Raw genomic sequence first — 17,648 nt, forward strand, 5'->3', positions numbered from 1 at the left:
GGAACTCCTCTGATCTAGCATCGCTAATCTTTCTAGCAATGCTAGACCTGTCGCCGCTAGATTGTCTAGCGGTGCTAGCATTCGGGTATGCCGACCCAGTCACGCCGCGAGCGGGCCCGCGCGGAACGCCACGACCTGATCCTGCGCACCGCCCGCGAGCTCGCCGAGTCCGTCGGCTGGGGCGCGGTCACCACCCGCCGCCTGGCCGAGGCCGTCGACTACAGCCAGCCGGTCCTCTACGGCCACTTCAAGAACATGGACGCGATCGCCGACGCGGTCGCCCTGCAGGGCGTCGAGGAACTGATGACCGTGCTGCGCGACGCCCGCACGAGCACGCCGGACCCCACGGCGGGACTGCGCGCACTGGCCACGGCCTACCTCGAGTACGCCTCCGACCATCCCGCCGTCTACGAGGCGATCTTCGTCCGCCCCACCGGCCTCACGTTCGCCAGCACCGACAGCCCGGCACTGCTGAAGGCCGCCTTCGGCGAGATCCAGGACGCGGTCGCGCCCTTCGCCGGCGACGACCCCGAGACCCTCACCGAGGTCTTCTGGAGCGCCCTGCACGGCCAGGCCACGCTCGCCCACGTGTCCCGGTTACGCCCCACCCACACCCGGGCGCGCGTGGACCTCCTGATCACCCGCTTCTCCGGAAAGAATTCGTCACCAGGCGGCGAATAAGCTCCGGAAACCAACGCCCGATTCGGTTGTCCACAGGCCGTACCACGGGTGCCGGCGAAATCGGTCACCCTAGGGTGGGTGGACTGGTGGTGGACGCGGTCATTGCACGCGAAGGGGATCGACGCGTTGATCCACGAGCAGGGCAAGATCGTGTCGCGCGCCCAACTGCTCGCGGCCGGATGGTCCGAGTCGCAGATCCGCCGGCCGCTGCGCAACAGGCGCTGGCGAACCGTTCATCCCGGTGTGTATGAGACACACACCGGCCCGATCGGGTACGCCGAACGCCTGCTCGCCGCGCTCTTGTACGCCGGCCCCGAGGCGGCGTGGAGCCATTACACCGCGGCGGAGCAACTCGGCCTGATCAAGCCTGATCCGGAGCGCCGCGTCTTCGTGACCATCCCGGAGCGCAGAAGGGTTCGGGCGCGTACAGGTCTCGTCATTCATCGCGACGAGCACTGGGCGGCTCGCCTCGCCGCGGTCGCCCCACCACGACGCAGGCCCGCCGATGCGGTCCTCGACATCGTCGGCATCTCTCCCTCCCTGGACACCGCGGCCGCGGTGATCGCCGAGGCCTGCCAGAGCGGGCGGGTCGGCGCGGAGGACATCCTGGGCTCGCTCGTCGACCGCCCACGCCTGCGGCACCTCCGCAGCCTCCGGCCGATCATCGCCGACGTGGTCGCCGGATCGCATTCGTTGCTGGAGATCCGCTATGCGCGGGACGTCGAGCGTCGCCACGGGCTGCCGCGCGGGCAGCGGCAGCGCTCCGTCGACGGTGAGTTCACCGACGTGCACTACCCCGGATCGGGTCTGAACGTAGAGCTCGACGGACGCCTCCATCTGGTCCCGCAGCAGCGGTGGCGTGACCTCGAGCGGGACAATCGCGCCACGCTGCGGACCGAAGCAACGCTGCGGTACGGGTGGTTCGACGTCACGAACCGCGCGTGCGACGCCGCCGTACAGGTGCTTCAGGTGCTTCGCCGGACGAACTCGCTCCTCGACGCCCGGCCGTGTTCGCCGACATGTCCCGTTGAGGCTTTCCGGAACATTTCTGCCGGATAGTGCGGGAAATGTTCCGGAAAGACCGTCAGGCGTTCCAGTGCAGGATCGCCGGTGAACCTCGCTCCCAGCCGAGGGTCGAGACGGTGGCGGTGTTCAGGACGAAGTGGCGGCCCTCGGTGACGTCGAGTTCCAGCCAGCGGGCGGTGAGGCCGCGGAGGGCGTGGGAGTGGCCGAAGACCAGCACGTCACCGGGCACCGCGGCCAGGCGGGCGTTGACGCGGTCGAGGCGCGCGGCGACCTCGGCGGGGGTCTCGCCGTTCGGCACCGGATCGTCCCAGACGGTCCAGCCGGGGACGGTCTCGCGGATCTCCGCGGTGGTGATCCCCTCGTAGTCCCCGTAGTTCCACTCGACCAGGTCGTCGTCGACCTCCGCGCCGGGGAAGCCCGCAAGCTCCGCCGTACGCCGGGCGCGCTGCCGCGGTGACGTCAGCACCAGGTCGAAGGACTCCGCCGCCAGCCGGTCGCGCAGACTCGCGGCGACGCGCTCACCGTCAGCCGTCAGCGGCAGGTCGGTGACCGACGTGTGCCGGCCCGACTTGCTCCACTCGGTCTCTCCGTGCCGGACCAGGAAGACCCGGTCCTTCCGCTCGTCTGAGGTCACCCCCGCATCCTCTCAAACCGGCCCCGAGGTCTTGACCGTTTGAACGATCCACGGCAGGGTATCGAAACTGTAAGCGCTTCCACTGCCCCCCTGAGGAGCGAACCCCGATGCCTTCCGGTCCCACCGGCCGGCCGGCGACGATCTATGACGTCGCGGCCCGCGCGAAGCTGTCGATCGCGACGGTTTCCCGTGTCCTGCAAGGGACCGGCCCGGTTTCGGCCAAGGCGCGGGCGCGGGTCGACCAGGCGGCGCAGGAGCTGAACTACGTACCGCTGCGGGCGGCGCGGAGCCTCGCCGTCCAGCGGCACGAGGCGCACGGGCTGGTGCTGCCGGATCTGGCCGGCCCGTTCTACGGCGACCTCCTGATGGGGTACGAGCGCTGGGCCGGCGAGCACGGCCAGAGCGTCGTCATCACCGTCACACACGGCAACCCGGACCCGCGACGCAGTGTGATGGACCTCGCCGGGCGCGTCGACGGGATAGTTGTCCACGGCAACGCTCTCGAGCTGCCGACGGTGCAGGGCCTGCGCAAGGCCGGCGTACCGGTGGTGCTGATCGCGCATCCACCCGTCACCGGCTGCGACTCGGTGCGGAGCGAGAGCGCCGCCAGCGCGGAGCAACTGACGACCCGGCTGCTCGAGCACGGCCGGGAGCAGCTGCAGTTCGTCGGTGATCCCGCCAGCTCGTACGACGTGTCCGAGCGGTACGCCGGCTTCGCGAAGGCGCACCAACTCCGCGGGCTGCCGGTACCGAAGCCGTTGCGGGTTCCACTCACGGAGGAAGCCGGCCGGACCGTCGCCGAGAAGATGCTGCAGGCAACCACCCGGCCGGACGGGCTGGTGTGTGCCAACGACGAGCTTGCCCTGGCTGCGCTGGTGACATTCGCCGCGCACGGGGTGCATGTGCCCGGCGACATCGTGGTGACCGGGTGGGACGACGTGATGGCGGCGCGGTACGTGTCGCCGGGGCTGACCACGGTGCGGCAGCCGATGGCCGAGCTGGGCCGGGTTGCCGCGGAGCGGTTGCACGAGCGGGTGACCGGCGTCCGGACCCGGGCCCGCAACGACGTACTGGCAACACAACTGGTGCTGCGGGACAGCTGCGGCACCAAGCGCCTGACCGGGGCGGTGGGGTGGGCGACGAATGAGACGGCTGCAGAAGTAATCCAGTGAGGAGACACACATGTTCACCCACAGCATCCGCCGCCGGCTGGTGATCGGCAGCGCTGCGCTCACCGCCACAGCGCTCGCGCTGGCCGGTTGTGGGCGGTCGGAGGACACGCCGAGCGGCGGATCCCAACCGGCTGCCACGATCAGCGACGGGCCCGCCACCGGGAATCTGACCGTCTGGGCGATGGGCACCGAGGGCGAGAACCTGCCGAAGCTGATGGAGCAGTTCAAGCAGGCCAACCCCGGCGTCAACGTGACCGTCACCCCGATCCCGTGGGACGCCGCGCACAACAAGTTCACCACCGCGATCACCGCGAACACGCTGCCCGACGCCGCCATGGTCGGCACCACCTGGATGGGTGAGTTCGCCGACCTCGGCGCGCTCGACCCGACACCGCAGGGCATCGACAGCTCCGTCTTCTTCCCCGGCGCGCTCGACACCACGAAGGTCGGCGGGACGCAGTACGGCGTGCCGTGGTACGTCGAGACGCGTTCGGTCTACTACCGCAAGGATCTCGCCGCGAAGGCCGGGTTCAGCACGCCCCCGACGGACTGGGACGGGCTGAAGGCGATGGCCAAGGCGATGCAGGACAAGGCCGGCGCGAAGTACGGGATCAACCTGACGCCCGGCGGGACCGGCTCCTGGCAGACGGTGATGCCGTTCGCATGGTCCGCGGGTGCGAGCATCACTGGCGACGACCAGAAGGAGTTCACCTTCGACACGCCGCAGCTGCAGGAAGCTCTGACGTACTACCAGAGCTTCTTCACCGGCAAGCTCGCCGGCACCGACATCCCGCCGGACAACACCGAGGCGTACTTCGTCACCGGCAAGGCGCCGATCTTCATCTCCGGACCGTGGATGGCCGGGTCGGTCGCCAAGCTCGGCGGCGCCGCGATGAAGCCGAACATCGGGGTGTTCGAACTGCCTGCCAACAAGACGTCGACGTCGTTCGTCGGCGGGTCGGACTTCGTGGTGTTCAAGTCGTCGAAGAACAAGGACAGTGCCTGGAAGCTGGTCAAGTTCCTGTCCGACCCGAAGACGCAGGCGGCGTGGTACAAGATGTCGTCCGACCTGCCCGCGGTGAAGAGCGCCTGGCAGGACCCGAGCATTGCCGGTGACCCGCTGCTCCCGGTCTTCGGGAAGCAGCTGGAGACCGCGAAGGCACCGCCGAGCGTCCCGAACTGGGAGCAGGTCGCGACCGCGTTCGACGCCGAGGTGGAGAAGATGGTCAAGGCCGGTCAGTCTCCTGCCGACACCGCCAAGGCCATCCAGGCCAAGGCCTCCCAGATCGGTACCGGCGGCAGCTGATGAGCTCCCGGGAGACCACGGGCGGGGTTGCCGCCGCCGCGCCTGCCGGAGTCTTGGGCCGGCGGCGGCGCGGGGCCTGGGACCGGCAGACCGTGGCCGCGTGGGTTCTCGTCCTGCCCTTCGTGCTGTTGTTCCTGGCGTTCACCGCTGGCCCGGTGCTCGGGTCGTTGGGGATGTCGTTCACCGACATCAGGCAGCGGGACCTGCGGACACCGTTCGCGGTGGACGGCGTCGGGTTCGGCAACTACGCCAAGGCTCTGTCGGACGAGACGTTCCGCAAGGCGGCGTTCAACACCGCGTACTTCGTGGTCGTCGGCGTACCGCTGACGCTGGTCGTCGCGCTGGCGGCGGCGGTGCTGCTGGATCGCGGCGTGCAGCGGTTCCGCAGCGTCTTCCGGGTCGGGTACTACCTGCCGGTGGTGACCTCGATCGTGGCGATCGCGGTGATCTGGCGGTTCGTCCTGGCCCCCGACTCCGGGCTGGTCAACAGCGTGCTCGGCTGGTTCGGGATCGACGGACCCAACTGGTTGGCCTCGAAGACCTGGGCGATGCCGTCGCTGATCGCGATGGCGGTCTGGCGCAACTTCGGGACCGCGATGCTGATCTTCCTGGCCGGTCTGCAGGGCATACCGCAGACGGTCGAGGAGGCCGGCCAGCTGGACGGCGCCGGGTCGTGGCAGCGCTTCCGGTACCTGATCCTGCCGCTGCTACGACCGACGGTGCTGTTCACCACGGTCACCACCGTCATCGGCTACCTGCAGTTCTTCGAGGAGCCGCTGGTGATGACCGACGGCGGGCCGTTGAACAGCACGCTGTCGGTGTCGATGTACACCTACAACCAGTTCGGGTTCGGGAACTACGGGCTGGCGACGGCGATGGCGTACATCCTGTTCGTCGTCATCGCGGTCGTCACGTTCATCCAGTTCCGGCTGCTGAGGGAGAAGTGATGCGCCGTACCTGGTGGATCTACCTGATCGGGGTCCTGGGGCTGGTCGCGGTCGCGGCGCCGTTCCTGTGGATGGTGCTCGGCAGCTTCAAGACCCAGGGCGAGCTGCTCCGGGTGCCGCCGACCTGGTGGCCGGACCGGCCGACGAACCAGAACTACGCGGACCTGTTCAGCAAGGCGAACTTCCCGCGCTACTTCCTGAACTCCACGGTGGTCGCGCTGGCCGTCACGGCCGGCAACCTGACCTTCTGCTCGATGATCGGCTACGCGCTGGCCAAGCTGCGGTTCAAGGGCCGCAACGCGCTGTTCGTGGTGGTGATGGCCACGCTGATGATCCCCGGCATGGTCACGTTCGTCCCGCTGTTCGTCCTCGTCACCAACGCCGGGCTCGCGAACTCCTACCCCGGCCTGATCCTGCCGTTCCTGGTCTCGCCGTTCGGCGTGTTCCTGATGCGGCAGTTCTTCCAGGGGCTGCCCGACGACCTGATCGACGCCGGCCGGGTCGACGGCACCGGCGAGCTGGGCATCTTCGCCCGGATCATGCTGCCGCTGACCCGGCCCGCGCTGGCGACGCTCGGCATCCTCACCTTCCTCGGATCCTGGAACAACTTCCTCTGGCCGCTGGTGGTCGCCCAGACCGAGGACAAGTACACGCTTCCCGTCGCCCTCGCCCTGTACTCGACCGGGCAGAACGCGCAGAACTTCGGCCTGCTGATGGCCGGCGCGGTCGTGGTCGTCGTCCCCGTGCTCGTCATCTTCCTGGCGTTCCAGCGGCACGTGACCAAGGGCATCGCCATCACCGGACTGAAATAGGAGACTTCAGATGACCGCCTTCATCAGTCGCCGCACCTTGCTCGCCTCCACCGGAGCGCTCGCCGTCGCCGGAGCCGCCGGATCATCCGCGTACGGCGGGACGCCCGCACCCGCCCAACTGCTGAAAGGCGGGTGGGTACCGAGCCCGGGCGATCGCGCTCTGGCCGGACGGTGGGCCCGCGACACCTGGCGCAGCCTGGTCGCCATGACGGACGAGCGCACCGGGCTGCCGGCCGACAACATCGGTGAGTCCGTGACGAACCCGGTGCGCAGCAAGTACACCTCCCCCACCAACATCGGCGGCTACCTGTGGAGCACGGTCGTCGCCAAGCACTTCGGCATCATCTCGCCGCAGGAGTCGCTGCGCCGCATCACGCAGACGCTGACGACGATGAAGAACGTCGTCCACCACGAGCCGAGCGGCATGTTCTTCAACTGGTACGACGAGGCGACCGGCGAGGTGCTGCACACCGACCCGGACGGCACCAGGCCGATCACGCCGTTCGTGTCGAGCGTCGACAACGCCTGGTTCGCCTGCGCGCTGATGGTGGTCCGCAACGCCGAGCCGCGTGCCCAGGCGCTCGCGGATTCCCTGCTGAACAAGATGAACTTCGCGTTCTACTACAACCCCGCGGCCCGCCCGGGCGGTCTGATGCGCGGCGGCTTCTTCGAGACCCCGCCGCCGGACGAGGAGACCGACCAGGGCAACCACGCCGGCGTCGGCCCGGACGTGTACTACCGCAAGTTCCACTACGACACCTGCAACACCGAGGCGCGGATCGCCGGATACGTCGGGTTCGCCCTCAACCAGGTCCCGCACACGCAGTACTTCGCGACGTACCGCACCTTCCCGGACAGCTGTGACTGGTCCTGGGTGGAGCAGAAGCCGAAGGGCGTGCACCGGACGTACCTCGGTCTCGACGTCTTCGAAGGGACCTACGAGTACCGCGGGATGCGGCTGGTCCCGTCCTGGGGCGGCGACATGTTCGAGTCGCTGATGCCCGACCTGTTCGTGCCCGAGGCGACGTGGGCGCCGCGCAGCTGGGGCCTCAACCACCCGCTGACCGTCCGCGCGCACATCGAGCACGGCCTGGACGACGCTCGCTACGGCTATTGGGGCTTCTCCCCCGCGTCGAACCCGAAGGGCGGGTACTCCGTCTACGGTGTCGAGGCGATCGGGATGGACCCGTCCGGCTACCCGTCCGACCTCGAGGGCACCAACTACGACGGCGGGTTCGACGGCTGCCGCGAAGGCACCAATCCGAAGCCGGCGTACGGCGACGGTGTGGTCACGCCGCACGCGGCGTTCCTCGCGATGGCGTACGCGCCGCGGCAGGCGATCGACAACCTGAGCAAGATCGAGAACACCCTGCACGCGTACGGCGGGGGCGGGTTCTACGACTCGGTCGCGGTGAAGTCGGGACTGATCGCGCGGCGCTACCTGTCGCTCGACCAGGCCATGGTGATGGGTGCCATCGGCAACGTGTTCGGCAACGACCTGATCCGGCGGAGCTTCGCGAGCCGGACGGTCGAGCAGCGGATCCGGCCGTTGATCGGGATGGAACAGTTCGGATCCGGAGTCGCCTGAATGCAGGAGAACGCCAAGGCCGACTGGGACGAGCGGATCGCGCTGCGCAGCGACGAGGAGCGTGAGTTCACCTTCCCCGACCTCGATCCGCCGAAGGAGGTCACAGCGGCCGGCGGCGTCGGCCAGGTGACGATCGACTGGTCGCCGGTGGACGGCGCGGCCGGCTACCTGATCCTCCGCGGCGCCGGCGCGCACGGCCCGCTGGAGCCGGTCGATCACCACAGCGGCGATGTGCTATCGGTTCCGTCGCCGCCGTACGTCGACACCACGTGCACCCCGGGCACGCCGTACCGCTACGCCGTGGCGAGCGTGCCCGAGGTGACGGCCCACGGACGGCCGAGCTCCACCGTCGGCGCCGTGCCGCTGGTCGCCGGCACCGTAGCTCCGAACGTCACGGTAACTGTCGATGTGGTTGCCGAGGGCATCGAGCTGGAGCGGCCGTGGGAGCCGATGGTCGGCAGCGAGCGGCTCAGCCAGCTGCTCTGCAAGGACCTCACCGGCGGGCACGAGATCGGCCGCGAGCTCGAGGACGCGCTGCGCCGGATGCACGACGAGCTCGGGGTCCGGACGGTGCGCGCGCACGCGATCTTCCACGACGACACCCACGTCGTCGACGGCCCGTCGTACGACTTCTCCGTGGTGGACGCGATCTACGACAAGCTGCTCGCGATCGGGCTGCGGCCGGTGGTCGAGCTCGGGTTCATGCCCCGGGAGCTGGCGAGCGATCCCGCCAAGACGGTCTTCGAGTACGCGGCGATCATCTCGCCGCCCGCGTCGTACCAGCGCTGGCACGACCTGGTCCGCGCGCTCGTGCAGCACCTGGTCGACCGGTACGGCCTCGACGAGGTGCTGACCTGGGACTTCGAGGTGTGGAACGAGGCGAACCTGGAGGTCTTCTGGTCCGGCACCAAGGCCGAGTGGCTCCAGCTGTACGACGTGTCCGCGGCGGCCGTGAAGTCGGTCGACCCGCGCCTCGCGGTCGGCGGGCCGTCGTCCGCCGCGGCCGGATGGGTCGACGACCTGCTCGACCACACCAAGCGGTACGGCACGCCGGTCGACTTCGTGTCCACGCACACCTACGGGTCCCCGCCGCTCGACGTGCGGGCGTCGCTGGAGCGGCACGGGTACGGCGATGCGCGGATCCTGTGGACCGAGTGGGGTGTCACGCCGAGGCACTTCAACCCGATCAACGACTCGGTGTTCTCCGGGGTGTTCCTGCTCCGCGGTATGCGGTCCGCGGCCGGCCGGATCGACGCGCTCTCGTACTGGGTCGCGTCCGATCACTTCGAGGAACTCGGCCGGCCGCCCCGGTTCCTGCACGGCGGTTTCGGCCTGCAGACCGTCGGCGGGCTGGCGAAACCGCGCTACCACGCGATGACGATGCTCAGTCGCCTCGGCCCGGTCGAACTGCCCGTCACGTACGACGGTGACGGCGCCGGCAGCCTGGTGGAAGCGTGGGCCTCGAGAGACCGCGACCGGATCGCCGTACTGCTGTGGAGCCTCACCCTGGATCAGTCGAAGGCGGACGGCGCAGCCGAGCTGACGCGGAACATCCGCGTCCAACTGCCGGGTGTGGACTCGTCCTGGGAAGCAACCGCGACGACTCTCGCGATCGGGACAGCAGACCTGGCGGCAGCCGCCGTGGGCCTGCCGGACTGGCCGACCGACGACGAACTGGCCGAGTTGGCCGACCGCACACAGCTGGTCAGTACCCCACTCGAGTGGAATGGTTCAGCGCTCGAGGTGACGCTGCCGATGCCGGCCGCTGTGCTGCTGGAGCTCCGTCCACCTCGAGTTTGACCGCCTCGTTGAGCCAGCGTTCGACGCCCGCGATGTGCACGGTCGCCCAGGCCTGGGCGACCTCGGGCTCGCGGGCGGCGATCGCGTCCAGGATCGAGCGGTGCTCGGCGACCGAGCGGTTCACCGCGCCGGTCTGGGTGAGGCCGCGCCAGATCCGGGCCCGGTAGGTCGGCTGCCGCAGGCTCTCGATGATCGAGGCCAGCGTCCGGTTCCCGCTGCCGATCGCGAGCAGCCGGTGGAACTCGACGTCACAGGCGAGCTGGTCGTCGGCCGACGGGTTGTCGCCGAGGTCGTCCAGCAGTGCGCGCATCCCGGCGATCTCGTCGTCGGGCATCCGGAGCGCGGCCCGCGCCGCGGCGGCCGGCTCCAGGATCCGCCGTACCTCGAAGAACTCCAGCACCGAGGCGTCCTGGTGCAGGTCCAGGACGAAGCCGAGCGTCTCCATCAGCAGCGGCGGGTCGAGGCTGGTCACGTAGGTGCCGTCGCCCTGCCGGACCTCGAGCACCCGGATCAGAGCCAGTGCCTTGACCGCCTCGCGCAGCGAGTTGCGGGACAGCCCGAGCCGGGAGGCCAGGTCGGCCTCGCGCGGCAGCCGGTCGCCGGGTTGCAGCTCACCGGCCACGATCATCTGCTTGATCCGGTCGATCGCCGCGTCGGTCACCGCCATGCGCACCCCTCCCTTCACCCTGAAACCTCCGATGTCTTTGGACCATACATCGGAGGTCTGGGTGCTGCGCTAGAGCGTGGCGAGTTGATTTTCTTCCTGAAATAAGACGCCCAACTGTTGACTCTCGTCAAGATCTCGACATATTGATCGGATGACTTACAGCTCTCCTTGGAGGTCAGGATGAGAGGAACACCAACTCGGGCGCGCCGCTGGATCACCGCAACCTGTGCGGTGCTGGCGCTGACGGCCGTTGCCGCCTGTGGCGGCGGCAACGACGGCAGCGGCGGCAGCGGGTCCGGGTCGGCCGACAAGGCCGACCTGACCTGGCAGTTCTGGGTCGGCGGGACCGAGGACCAGGCCGCCTGGCAGAAGGTCGCCGACCAGGCGCACACCGACCGCTCCGGCATCACCGTCAAGCTGCAGGGCACCGACTGGAACAACTACTGGTCGAAGATCGGCACCCTGCTGGCCAGCGGCAAGGCCCCCTGCATCATCGGCATGCAGTCGCTGCGCCTGGCGTCGTACGCGAACGCGATGCTGCCGCTCGACGACCTGATCAAGAAGTACAACCTGAAGCCCGAGGACTTCGACAAGCCGATCATGGACGGCCTGAAGGTGGACGGGAAGCAGATCGCGATCCCGTACGACTCCGGCCCGATGGTGATCTTCTACAACAAGGACCTGTTCAAGGCGGCCGGCGTACCGGACCCGAAGCCGGGCTGGACGATCGACGAGTTCAAGGCGGCCGCGAAGAAGCTGACGAGTGCTGGACGGACCGGCCTGGTGACGACGCCGTCCGACCTCGGGACAGCTTCCTGGGTCCGCACGATCAGCGGCGCCGAGCCGCTGGCGGACGGCAAGCTGAACCTCACCGACGCGAAGTTCGCCGACGGGTTCACGACCTGGGCGAACTTCGTCCGGACCGACAAGATCGCGCCGCAGGTGCCGTCCGGCAACTCCGACTTCGAGACCACGCAGTTCGTCTCCGGCAAGTCGGCGATGCAGCTGAACGGTCCGTGGTCGCTGATCGACACCCTCGGCAAGGTCAAGTTCAACCTCGGGATCGCGCCGATCCCGGCCGGTGCGGACGGTTCCAAGACCTACACCGCGGGCTCCGGCTTCGGCATCTCCCGGTCCTGCAAGACGCCGGACGCCGCGTTCCAGGCGATCATGTCGATGACCAGCGACAAGCCACTGACCACGCTGGCCGCCGCCGGCCGTGCCTACCCGGCCCGGACCGCGGCGCACCCGGCCTGGTTCACCGCCGCGAAGATCCCGGAGGCCAAGGAGGTCATCGAGTACGCGTCGGAGAACTCGGTCCCGCTGGTCACCTCGAAGAACTGGGTCCAGGTCAACGACCTACTCACCCGGTTCGGCACCCAGGCGCTGAACGGTGAGATCCCGCCGGACCAGGCGCTGAAGACGATCCAGGACCAGGCGGGCGCTGGTTCCTGATGGTAACCCTCAACGACACCGTGGCCCCGACCGAGACTGTTCGGTCGGGGCGGCGGCCGGCGTTGCGGCGGGACGGGCGGTACGCGTCGGTCTTCCTGGCCCCGAGCCTGGCCGGACTGGCCCTGTTCACGTTGTTCCCGACCGCGATGGCGCTGGCGATCAGCCTGTTCGACTGGCCGGTGTTCGGCGAGCGCGAGTTCCTCGGGTTCGGGAACTACACGCACCTGTTCGGCGACCCGGTGTTCCGCCGGGTGGTGTTCAACACGGCGCTGTTCGTGGTGCTGTACGTGCCGCTGAACGTGGTCCTCTCACTCGGGCTGGCGACCTGGCTCGGGCCGAAGATCAAGGGCCGGCAGGCGTTCCGGGTGCTGTTCTTCATCCCGGTGATGACGCCGATGGTCGCCAACGTGATGGTCTGGCGGCTGCTGTTCCAGCCCGGCGGCCTGCTCGACGCCGGCCTGAACAGCTGGTTCGGCATCGACGCGCCGAACTTCCTCGGCTCGTCGAGCTGGGCGATGCCGGCGATCGTGGCGATGTCGATCTGGCAGGGGTTCGGGTACAACTTCCTGGTCTTCTCGGCCGCCCTCGACCAGGTGCCGCAGTCACAGCTGGAGTCGGCGCAGATCGACGGCGCCGGGCCGCTGCAGCGGTTCCGGTACGTGACCTGGCCGATGATCACGCCGTCGATCTTCTTCGCCACCACGATGACGCTGATCACCTCGTTCCAGGTGTTCGCGCAGCCGTTCATCCTGACCCAGGGCGGGCCGGGCGTGTCCACCCAGACGATCGTCATGTACGTCTACAACCAGGGCTGGCAGTTCCTCACCATGGGTCTGGCGTCGGCGGCCGGCTGGGTGCTGTTCGTGATCATCATGGGCATCACCGCGATCCAGTTCGTCGGCCAGCGGAAGTGGGTGAACTACGATGTCTGAGACTTCTGTCGCCGCCCGCCGCGTGCGCAGCGGTGTCTCACATGTCTTGCTGATCATCGTCGCGATCGTCTTCCTCGGCCCCCTGGTGTACGCCGTCTCGACGTCACTGAAGCCCGCGGACGAGGTGTTCACACCGACGCCGCACCTGTTCGGGTCCGAGATCCGCTGGCAGAACTACGCCGACGCGTTCGAGTTCGCGCCGTTCGGCCGGTACTTCCTGAACAGCCTGTTCGTCGCGATCGCCGGCACGCTCGTCGTGGTGATCGCCTCGAGCATGTCGGCGTACGCCTTCGCGCGGCTGAAGTTCAAGGGCCGGGAGCAACTGTTCGTGCTGTTCCTCGGGACCTTGATGGTGCCGCAGGAGGTCCTGATCGTGCCGATGTACTGGCTGATGCAGTCGCTCGGCTGGGTGGACAGCTACTGGGCGCTGATCCTGCCGTGGGCGTTCACCGCGTTCGGCACCTTCCTGCTGCGGCAGTTCTTCCTGACCGTCCCGGCCGAGCTGGAGGAGGCGGCCCGGGTGGACGGGTGCGGGCCGTTCGGCTCGTTCCTGCGGATCATGCTGCCGCTCGCGCGGCCGGCCATCGCCGTCCTGACCGTCTTCACGTTCATCAGCTTCTGGGGCAGCTTCCTGTGGCCGCTGATCATCGTCAACAGCGTCGCCGACAAGGGCACCGTCCCGCTCGGCCTGGCCCAGTTCATCGGCCAGCAGGGCACCCAGTGGAACCTGATGATGGCCGCGTCGGTGATGGCGATGATCCCGACCGTCCTGCTCGTCGTCCTGTTGCAGAAGCACCTCGTCCGCGGCCTGCTCGTGACCGGCCTCGGCGGTCGTTGATCACTAAGGAGACAAAGATGACTGACACGCCTCCCGCGGCTTCGGTGGAGAAGTTCCGCGACTGGCGGTTCGGCCTGTTCGTCCACTGGGGCCTGTACTCGCTGCCGGCCCGGCACGAGTGGGTGAAGAACTACGAGCGGCTGACCGACGAGGACTACCAGCCGTACTTCGACCACTTCGAGCCGGACCTGTACGACCCCACCAAGTGGGCCCGGGCCGCCCGCGAGGCCGGTATGCGGTACGCCGTCCTCACGACCAAGCACCACGAAGGCTTCTGTCTGTGGGACTCCGAGGTGTCGGACTACACGGTCGCGCACACCGCCTGGGGCAAGGACGCCGAGGACAACGACCTGGTCAAGCGGTTCGTCGAGGCGTGCCGGGCCGAGGGCCTCGGGGTCGGCTTCTACCACTCGCTGATCGACTGGCACCACCCCGAGTTCCCGATCGACCTCGTGCACCCGCAGCGCGACGACGAGGAGGCGATCGCGAAGGCGGCCGGGCGGGACGTCCAGGTGTACGCCGATTACCTGCACGCCCAGACCCGTGAGCTGCTGACCAACTACGGGCCGATCGACATCATGTGGTTCGACTTCTCCTACCCGGGCCGCACGTACCCGGACGGACGCGATGGCCACGGCAAGGGCCGCGACGACTGGCGCTCCGAGGAACTGATGGCGATGGTCCGGGAGTTGCAGCCGGACATCCTGATCAACGACCGGCTGGACATCCCGGGCGACTTCGTGACGCCCGAGCAGTACCAGCCGGACGGGCCGATGCAGCGCGACGGCGTACCGGTGGTGTGGGAGGCCTGCCAGACGCTGAACGGCAGCTGGGGCTACGACCGGGACAACCTGGACTGGAAGTCGCCGGAGACGCTGGTGAAGATGCTCGTCGACTCGGTCTCCAAGGACGGCAACCTGCTGCTGAACGTCGGGCCGACCGGTCGCGGCGAGTTCGACCCGCGGGCGCTGGCGACGCTGGCCTCGATCGGTGAGTGGATGCGGCTGCACGAGCGGTCGATCCGCGGCGCGCGGCCGGCGACGGAGTACTCCGCTCCCGTCGACTGCCGCTTCACGCAGAAGGGCGACCGGCTCTACCTGCACCTGTTCTCGTGGCCGATGGGGCACATCCACCTGAACGGTCTGGCCGGCAAGGTCAAGTACGCGCAACTGCTGAACGACGCGTCCGAGATCAAGCGGATCGTCAACGACCCGCACCAGCAGGCCCAGAACACCACGATGGGCGGGGTCTCGACCGAGACCCTGACGCTGAAGCTCCCCATCCAGAAGCCGAACGTGCTCGTCCCCGTGATCGAGCTGTTCCTCTAGACGATCGGTCCGCGGTCGACGCGCGGTCCGTCCGGTTTCCCCTCGCCGGACGGGCCGCTCGTCATGTCCTGGCTATTCGGCGGGGACCGGGCGGCCCGGCTGCTCGCCGCCGCGGGCGTCGAGGTAGTTGTTCTTCGGGACCATGACCTTGCGGCGGAACAGGCAGACCACGGTGCCGTCCTGCTTGTAGCCCTTGGTCTCGACGTAGACGACGCCGCGGTCGTCCTTGGACTTGGACTCCCACTTGTCCAGCACGACGGTCTCGCCGTAGATCGTGTCGCCGTGGAAGGTCGGCGCGACGTGGCGCAGGGACTCGATCTCCAGGTTCGCGATCGCCTTGCCGCTGACGTCGGGGACCGACATCCCGAGCAGGATCGAGTAGATGTAGTTGCCGACCACAACGTTCTTGCCGAACTGCGTGGTCTCTTCCGCGTAGTGCGTGTCCAGATGCAGCGGATGGTGGTTCATCGTGAGCAGGCAGAACAGGTGGTCGTCGTATTCGGTCACCGTCTTGCCCGGCCAGTGCTTGTAGACCGCACCGACCTCGAACTCCTCGTAACTGCGCCCGAACTGCATCGCGGTTCCTCCTCGGCTGCTGGAATCCCCATGCTGCCGGTCCGGGCGCATCCGGACCGTGGTCTGGCTCTCACCGGCGGGAGATTTAGGTCACCTCAGTCGGTGGGCCGCTGCGTCGTCTCCTGGACCGGCTGGTCCGCGTGGTTCGGCAGCAGCGGGTGCACCTCGCCCTTCAGCGCCAGCTTGGCCAGGTGGTTGCGGGCCTCCTCGGCGAACTTGAAGTCGCACAGCACGTCGTACGTCGTCGCCACCACCGCGGTCCGCGAGGTGAAGTCGCGGCGGCCGGCCGACTGCGCGTAGCTCAGGCCGCCGAACACCAACCCGAAGAAGGCGCCCAGCACCACGCCGGTGAGCAGTGCCGCGAGCCAGTTGCCGGTCGTGAACAACCCCAGCAGCAGACCGACGAACAGACCGAACCAGGCGCCGCTGGCCAGGCCCGCGGTCAGCGCCCGGCCCCAGGTGAGGCGGCCGGTGATCTTCTCGACCTGACGGAGGTTGTTGCCGACGATGGTCGTGTGCTCGACCGGGAACTTCTCGTCCGAGAGGTAGTCGACGGCTCGCTGTGCCTCCCGGTAGGTGTCGTACGTCCCGATCGTGAGGCCGGTCGGCCTGGGGTCCATCGAGGGCATGCCCTGCGTGGTCATCGTCGTTCCTCTCCACGTGCTTGCACCCCCCATCATTGCCGACGGCTGGTTACCACGTCTTGATAGCCTCGCCGGTGATGACCGGGCGACGATGGGACATGGGCGCGACACGCCGTGTCGGACGAGTCTTCGCCCGGCGTGGCGGCGGCGCCGGGCGTCCCCCGGACGACGTGATGACCGGCAAGCTCGAGGGTGCGCTGGTCGACTGGGGACTGTACCGCGACGGTGTCCGCGACCGGCGGGTCAATTCCTACACCGAGGCCCTGGACCGGGCACAGCGCGGACAGGGTTTCGTGTGGATCGGCCTGTTCCAGCCGACCGCCCATCAGCTCGCCATCATCGGCGCGGAGTTCGGCCTGCACCCGCTGGCCCTGGAGGACGCGTCCGAGGCGCATCAGCGCCCCAAGCTGGAGCGGTACGGCGAGACGCTGTTCGCGGTGTTCAAAACGGTCACGTACGTCCCGCACGGCGACCTGACCGCGACCAGCGAGGTGGTCGCGACCGGTGAGGTCATGGTGTTCTGCGGACCAGGCTTCGTGGTCACGGTCCGCCACGGTGAGCACAGCGAGCTGACCGGGCTGCGTCAGGAACTGGAGCAGGAACCGCACCGGCTGGCCACCGGCCCCGGCGCCGTCCTGCACGCCATCGCGGACCACGTCGTGGACCGGTACCTGGAGGTCGCGGACGCCGTCCAGGCCGATATCGACCTGATCGAGACGTCGATGTTCACACCGCGAGGCTGGCGCAGCATCGACCGGGTGTACCAGCTGAAGCGTGAGGTGCTGGAGCTCAAACGGGCGGTGGCGCCGCTGACCGGCCCGATGCGCGCGCTCGCCACCCTGCGGCACCCGCTGATCGCCGAGGAGACCCGGAACTACTTCCGCGACGTCGACGACCATCTGCAGCGCGTGAAGGAGCAGGTGATCTCGTTCGACGAGCTGCTCAGCTCGATCCTGCAGGCGGGGCTCGCCCAGGTCCAGGTCGCCGAGAACGAGGACATGCGGCGGATCTCGGCGTGGGTGGCGATCCTGGCGGTGCCGACGATGATCGCCGGGATCTACGGGATGAACTTCGACTACCTGCCGGAGTTGCGGCTCAAGTACGCGTACTTCGTGGTGCTCGGCGTGATGCTGGGCGCGTGTTTCGTGCTTTACCGGTTGTTCAAGCGGAACCACTGGCTCTGACCCCGGAGTTCACTCCGGCCCCGGTCGGGTGAGTTGGCAACCTTTTGCCATGGCCGAA

General features: G+C 68.3%; 17 protein-coding genes. 13 read left to right on the forward strand and 4 right to left on the reverse strand.

Going from position 1 to position 17,648, the window contains the following annotated elements; translation table 11 throughout:
• Positions 1–87: 87 nt before the first annotated feature.
• Entirely contained in the window at positions 88–681 is a 594-nt protein-coding gene (locus tag AB0I12_RS07325) for a TetR/AcrR family transcriptional regulator (RefSeq protein ID WP_359925887.1), read from the forward strand.
• A gap of 78 nt (positions 682–759) precedes the next feature.
• Positions 760–1,740, forward strand: coding sequence for a hypothetical protein (locus AB0I12_RS07330; protein WP_359925889.1), 981 nt, complete (start codon positions 760–762; stop codon positions 1,738–1,740).
• Positions 1,741–1,765: 25 nt separating this feature from the next.
• Here AB0I12_RS07330 and AB0I12_RS07335 read toward each other — a convergent pair whose 3' ends face one another.
• Positions 1,766–2,341 carry a histidine phosphatase family protein gene (locus tag AB0I12_RS07335; RefSeq protein ID WP_359925892.1) on the reverse strand — a complete coding sequence of 192 codons (576 nt, stop codon included), beginning with the start codon at positions 2,339–2,341 and terminating at the stop codon, positions 1,766–1,768.
• A gap of 107 nt (positions 2,342–2,448) precedes the next feature.
• On the opposite strand from AB0I12_RS07335, the gene AB0I12_RS07340 reads away from it, so the two are divergent.
• Genes AB0I12_RS07340 through AB0I12_RS07365 form a run of 6 tightly spaced genes read left to right on the forward strand, consistent with a single transcriptional unit; the run spans position 2,449 to position 9,966 of the window.
• Positions 2,449–3,513 (forward strand): LacI family DNA-binding transcriptional regulator, encoded by a 1,065-nt coding sequence (locus tag AB0I12_RS07340; protein ID WP_359925895.1) that lies wholly within the window; start codon positions 2,449–2,451, stop codon positions 3,511–3,513.
• 10 nt (positions 3,514–3,523) lie between these two features.
• Positions 3,524–4,819: a sugar ABC transporter substrate-binding protein gene (locus AB0I12_RS07345; protein WP_359925897.1), complete on the forward strand. Its 1,296-nt coding sequence runs from the start codon at positions 3,524–3,526 to the stop codon at positions 4,817–4,819.
• Entirely contained in the window at positions 4,819–5,766 is a 948-nt protein-coding gene (locus AB0I12_RS07350; RefSeq protein WP_359925899.1) for a sugar ABC transporter permease, read from the forward strand. Before AB0I12_RS07345 ends, AB0I12_RS07350 begins: the two co-directional genes overlap by 1 nt.
• Positions 5,766–6,578, forward strand: a complete 813-nt coding sequence (locus AB0I12_RS07355; RefSeq protein ID WP_359925902.1) for a carbohydrate ABC transporter permease — start codon at positions 5,766–5,768, stop codon at positions 6,576–6,578. The genes AB0I12_RS07350 and AB0I12_RS07355 overlap by 1 nt, the downstream gene beginning before the upstream one ends.
• A gap of 10 nt (positions 6,579–6,588) precedes the next feature.
• On the forward strand, positions 6,589–8,166 hold the full coding sequence (locus tag AB0I12_RS07360; protein ID WP_359925905.1) for a glucoamylase family protein: 1,578 nt from the start codon (positions 6,589–6,591) through the stop codon (positions 8,164–8,166).
• Positions 8,167–9,966: a xylan 1,4-beta-xylosidase gene (locus AB0I12_RS07365; protein ID WP_359925908.1), complete on the forward strand. Its 1,800-nt coding sequence runs from the start codon at positions 8,167–8,169 to the stop codon at positions 9,964–9,966.
• Here the strand turns inward: AB0I12_RS07365 and AB0I12_RS07370 are convergent.
• Positions 9,872–10,633 carry a FadR/GntR family transcriptional regulator gene (locus AB0I12_RS07370; protein WP_359925911.1) on the reverse strand — a complete coding sequence of 254 codons (762 nt, stop codon included), beginning with the start codon at positions 10,631–10,633 and terminating at the stop codon, positions 9,872–9,874. The two genes, AB0I12_RS07365 and AB0I12_RS07370, sit on opposite strands and share 95 nt — an antisense overlap.
• 180 nt (positions 10,634–10,813) lie before the next feature.
• On the opposite strand from AB0I12_RS07370, the gene AB0I12_RS07375 reads away from it, so the two are divergent.
• Genes AB0I12_RS07375 through AB0I12_RS07390 form a run of 4 tightly spaced genes read left to right on the forward strand, consistent with a single transcriptional unit; the run spans position 10,814 to position 15,186 of the window.
• A complete protein-coding gene (locus tag AB0I12_RS07375; RefSeq protein ID WP_359925914.1) occupies positions 10,814–12,088 on the forward strand; it encodes a sugar ABC transporter substrate-binding protein in 1,275 nt (424 codons plus the stop codon).
• Positions 12,088–13,020 carry a sugar ABC transporter permease gene (locus AB0I12_RS07380; RefSeq protein ID WP_359925917.1) on the forward strand — a complete coding sequence of 311 codons (933 nt, stop codon included), beginning with the start codon at positions 12,088–12,090 and terminating at the stop codon, positions 13,018–13,020. Before AB0I12_RS07375 ends, AB0I12_RS07380 begins: the two co-directional genes overlap by 1 nt.
• Positions 13,013–13,858 carry a carbohydrate ABC transporter permease gene (locus AB0I12_RS07385; protein WP_359925919.1) on the forward strand — a complete coding sequence of 282 codons (846 nt, stop codon included), beginning with the start codon at positions 13,013–13,015 and terminating at the stop codon, positions 13,856–13,858. Before AB0I12_RS07380 ends, AB0I12_RS07385 begins: the two co-directional genes overlap by 8 nt.
• Before the next feature lie 17 nt (positions 13,859–13,875).
• Positions 13,876–15,186 carry an alpha-L-fucosidase gene (locus AB0I12_RS07390; RefSeq protein ID WP_359925921.1) on the forward strand — a complete coding sequence of 437 codons (1,311 nt, stop codon included), beginning with the start codon at positions 13,876–13,878 and terminating at the stop codon, positions 15,184–15,186.
• A 72-nt stretch (positions 15,187–15,258) separates the two neighbouring features.
• Here the strand turns inward: AB0I12_RS07390 and AB0I12_RS07395 are convergent, their stop codons facing one another.
• Both AB0I12_RS07395 and AB0I12_RS07400 read right to left on the reverse strand, forming a co-directional pair.
• A complete protein-coding gene (locus AB0I12_RS07395) occupies positions 15,259–15,762 on the reverse strand; it encodes a MaoC family dehydratase (protein ID WP_359925924.1) in 504 nt (167 codons plus the stop codon).
• A gap of 95 nt (positions 15,763–15,857) precedes the next feature.
• Positions 15,858–16,406: a general stress protein gene (locus tag AB0I12_RS07400; RefSeq protein ID WP_359925927.1), complete on the reverse strand. Its 549-nt coding sequence runs from the start codon at positions 16,404–16,406 to the stop codon at positions 15,858–15,860.
• 77 nt (positions 16,407–16,483) lie between these two features.
• Here AB0I12_RS07400 and AB0I12_RS07405 point away from each other — a divergent pair, with 77 nt between their 5' ends.
• Positions 16,484–17,590 (forward strand): magnesium and cobalt transport protein CorA, encoded by a 1,107-nt coding sequence (locus tag AB0I12_RS07405; protein ID WP_359925930.1) that lies wholly within the window; start codon positions 16,484–16,486, stop codon positions 17,588–17,590.
• Positions 17,591–17,648 lie beyond the last annotated feature (58 nt).

The sequence above is a fragment of the Kribbella sp. NPDC050459 genome (assembly GCF_040655315.1).
Classification (GTDB): domain Bacteria; phylum Actinomycetota; class Actinomycetes; order Propionibacteriales; family Kribbellaceae; genus Kribbella.

Coding starts and splice junctions, on each gene's coding strand:
- AB0I12_RS07325 (WP_359925887.1), top strand. CDS start 88: ATGCCGACCCAGTCACGCCGCGAGCGGGCCCGCGCGGAACGCCACGAC.
- AB0I12_RS07340 (WP_359925895.1), top strand. CDS start 2,449: ATGCCTTCCGGTCCCACCGGCCGGCCGGCGACGATCTATGACGTCGCG.
- AB0I12_RS07345 (WP_359925897.1), top strand. CDS start 3,524: ATGTTCACCCACAGCATCCGCCGCCGGCTGGTGATCGGCAGCGCTGCG.
- AB0I12_RS07350 (WP_359925899.1), top strand. CDS start 4,819: ATGAGCTCCCGGGAGACCACGGGCGGGGTTGCCGCCGCCGCGCCTGCC.
- AB0I12_RS07355 (WP_359925902.1), top strand. CDS start 5,766: ATGCGCCGTACCTGGTGGATCTACCTGATCGGGGTCCTGGGGCTGGTC.
- AB0I12_RS07360 (WP_359925905.1), top strand. CDS start 6,589: ATGACCGCCTTCATCAGTCGCCGCACCTTGCTCGCCTCCACCGGAGCG.
- AB0I12_RS07365 (WP_359925908.1), top strand. CDS start 8,167: ATGCAGGAGAACGCCAAGGCCGACTGGGACGAGCGGATCGCGCTGCGC.
- AB0I12_RS07370 (WP_359925911.1), bottom strand. CDS start 10,633: ATGGCGGTGACCGACGCGGCGATCGACCGGATCAAGCAGATGATCGTG.
- AB0I12_RS07375 (WP_359925914.1), top strand. CDS start 10,814: ATGAGAGGAACACCAACTCGGGCGCGCCGCTGGATCACCGCAACCTGT.
- AB0I12_RS07380 (WP_359925917.1), top strand. CDS start 12,088: ATGGTAACCCTCAACGACACCGTGGCCCCGACCGAGACTGTTCGGTCG.
- AB0I12_RS07385 (WP_359925919.1), top strand. CDS start 13,013: ATGTCTGAGACTTCTGTCGCCGCCCGCCGCGTGCGCAGCGGTGTCTCA.
- AB0I12_RS07390 (WP_359925921.1), top strand. CDS start 13,876: ATGACTGACACGCCTCCCGCGGCTTCGGTGGAGAAGTTCCGCGACTGG.
- AB0I12_RS07395 (WP_359925924.1), bottom strand. CDS start 15,762: ATGCAGTTCGGGCGCAGTTACGAGGAGTTCGAGGTCGGTGCGGTCTAC.
- AB0I12_RS07400 (WP_359925927.1), bottom strand. CDS start 16,406: ATGACCACGCAGGGCATGCCCTCGATGGACCCCAGGCCGACCGGCCTC.
- AB0I12_RS07405 (WP_359925930.1), top strand. CDS start 16,484: ATGACCGGGCGACGATGGGACATGGGCGCGACACGCCGTGTCGGACGA.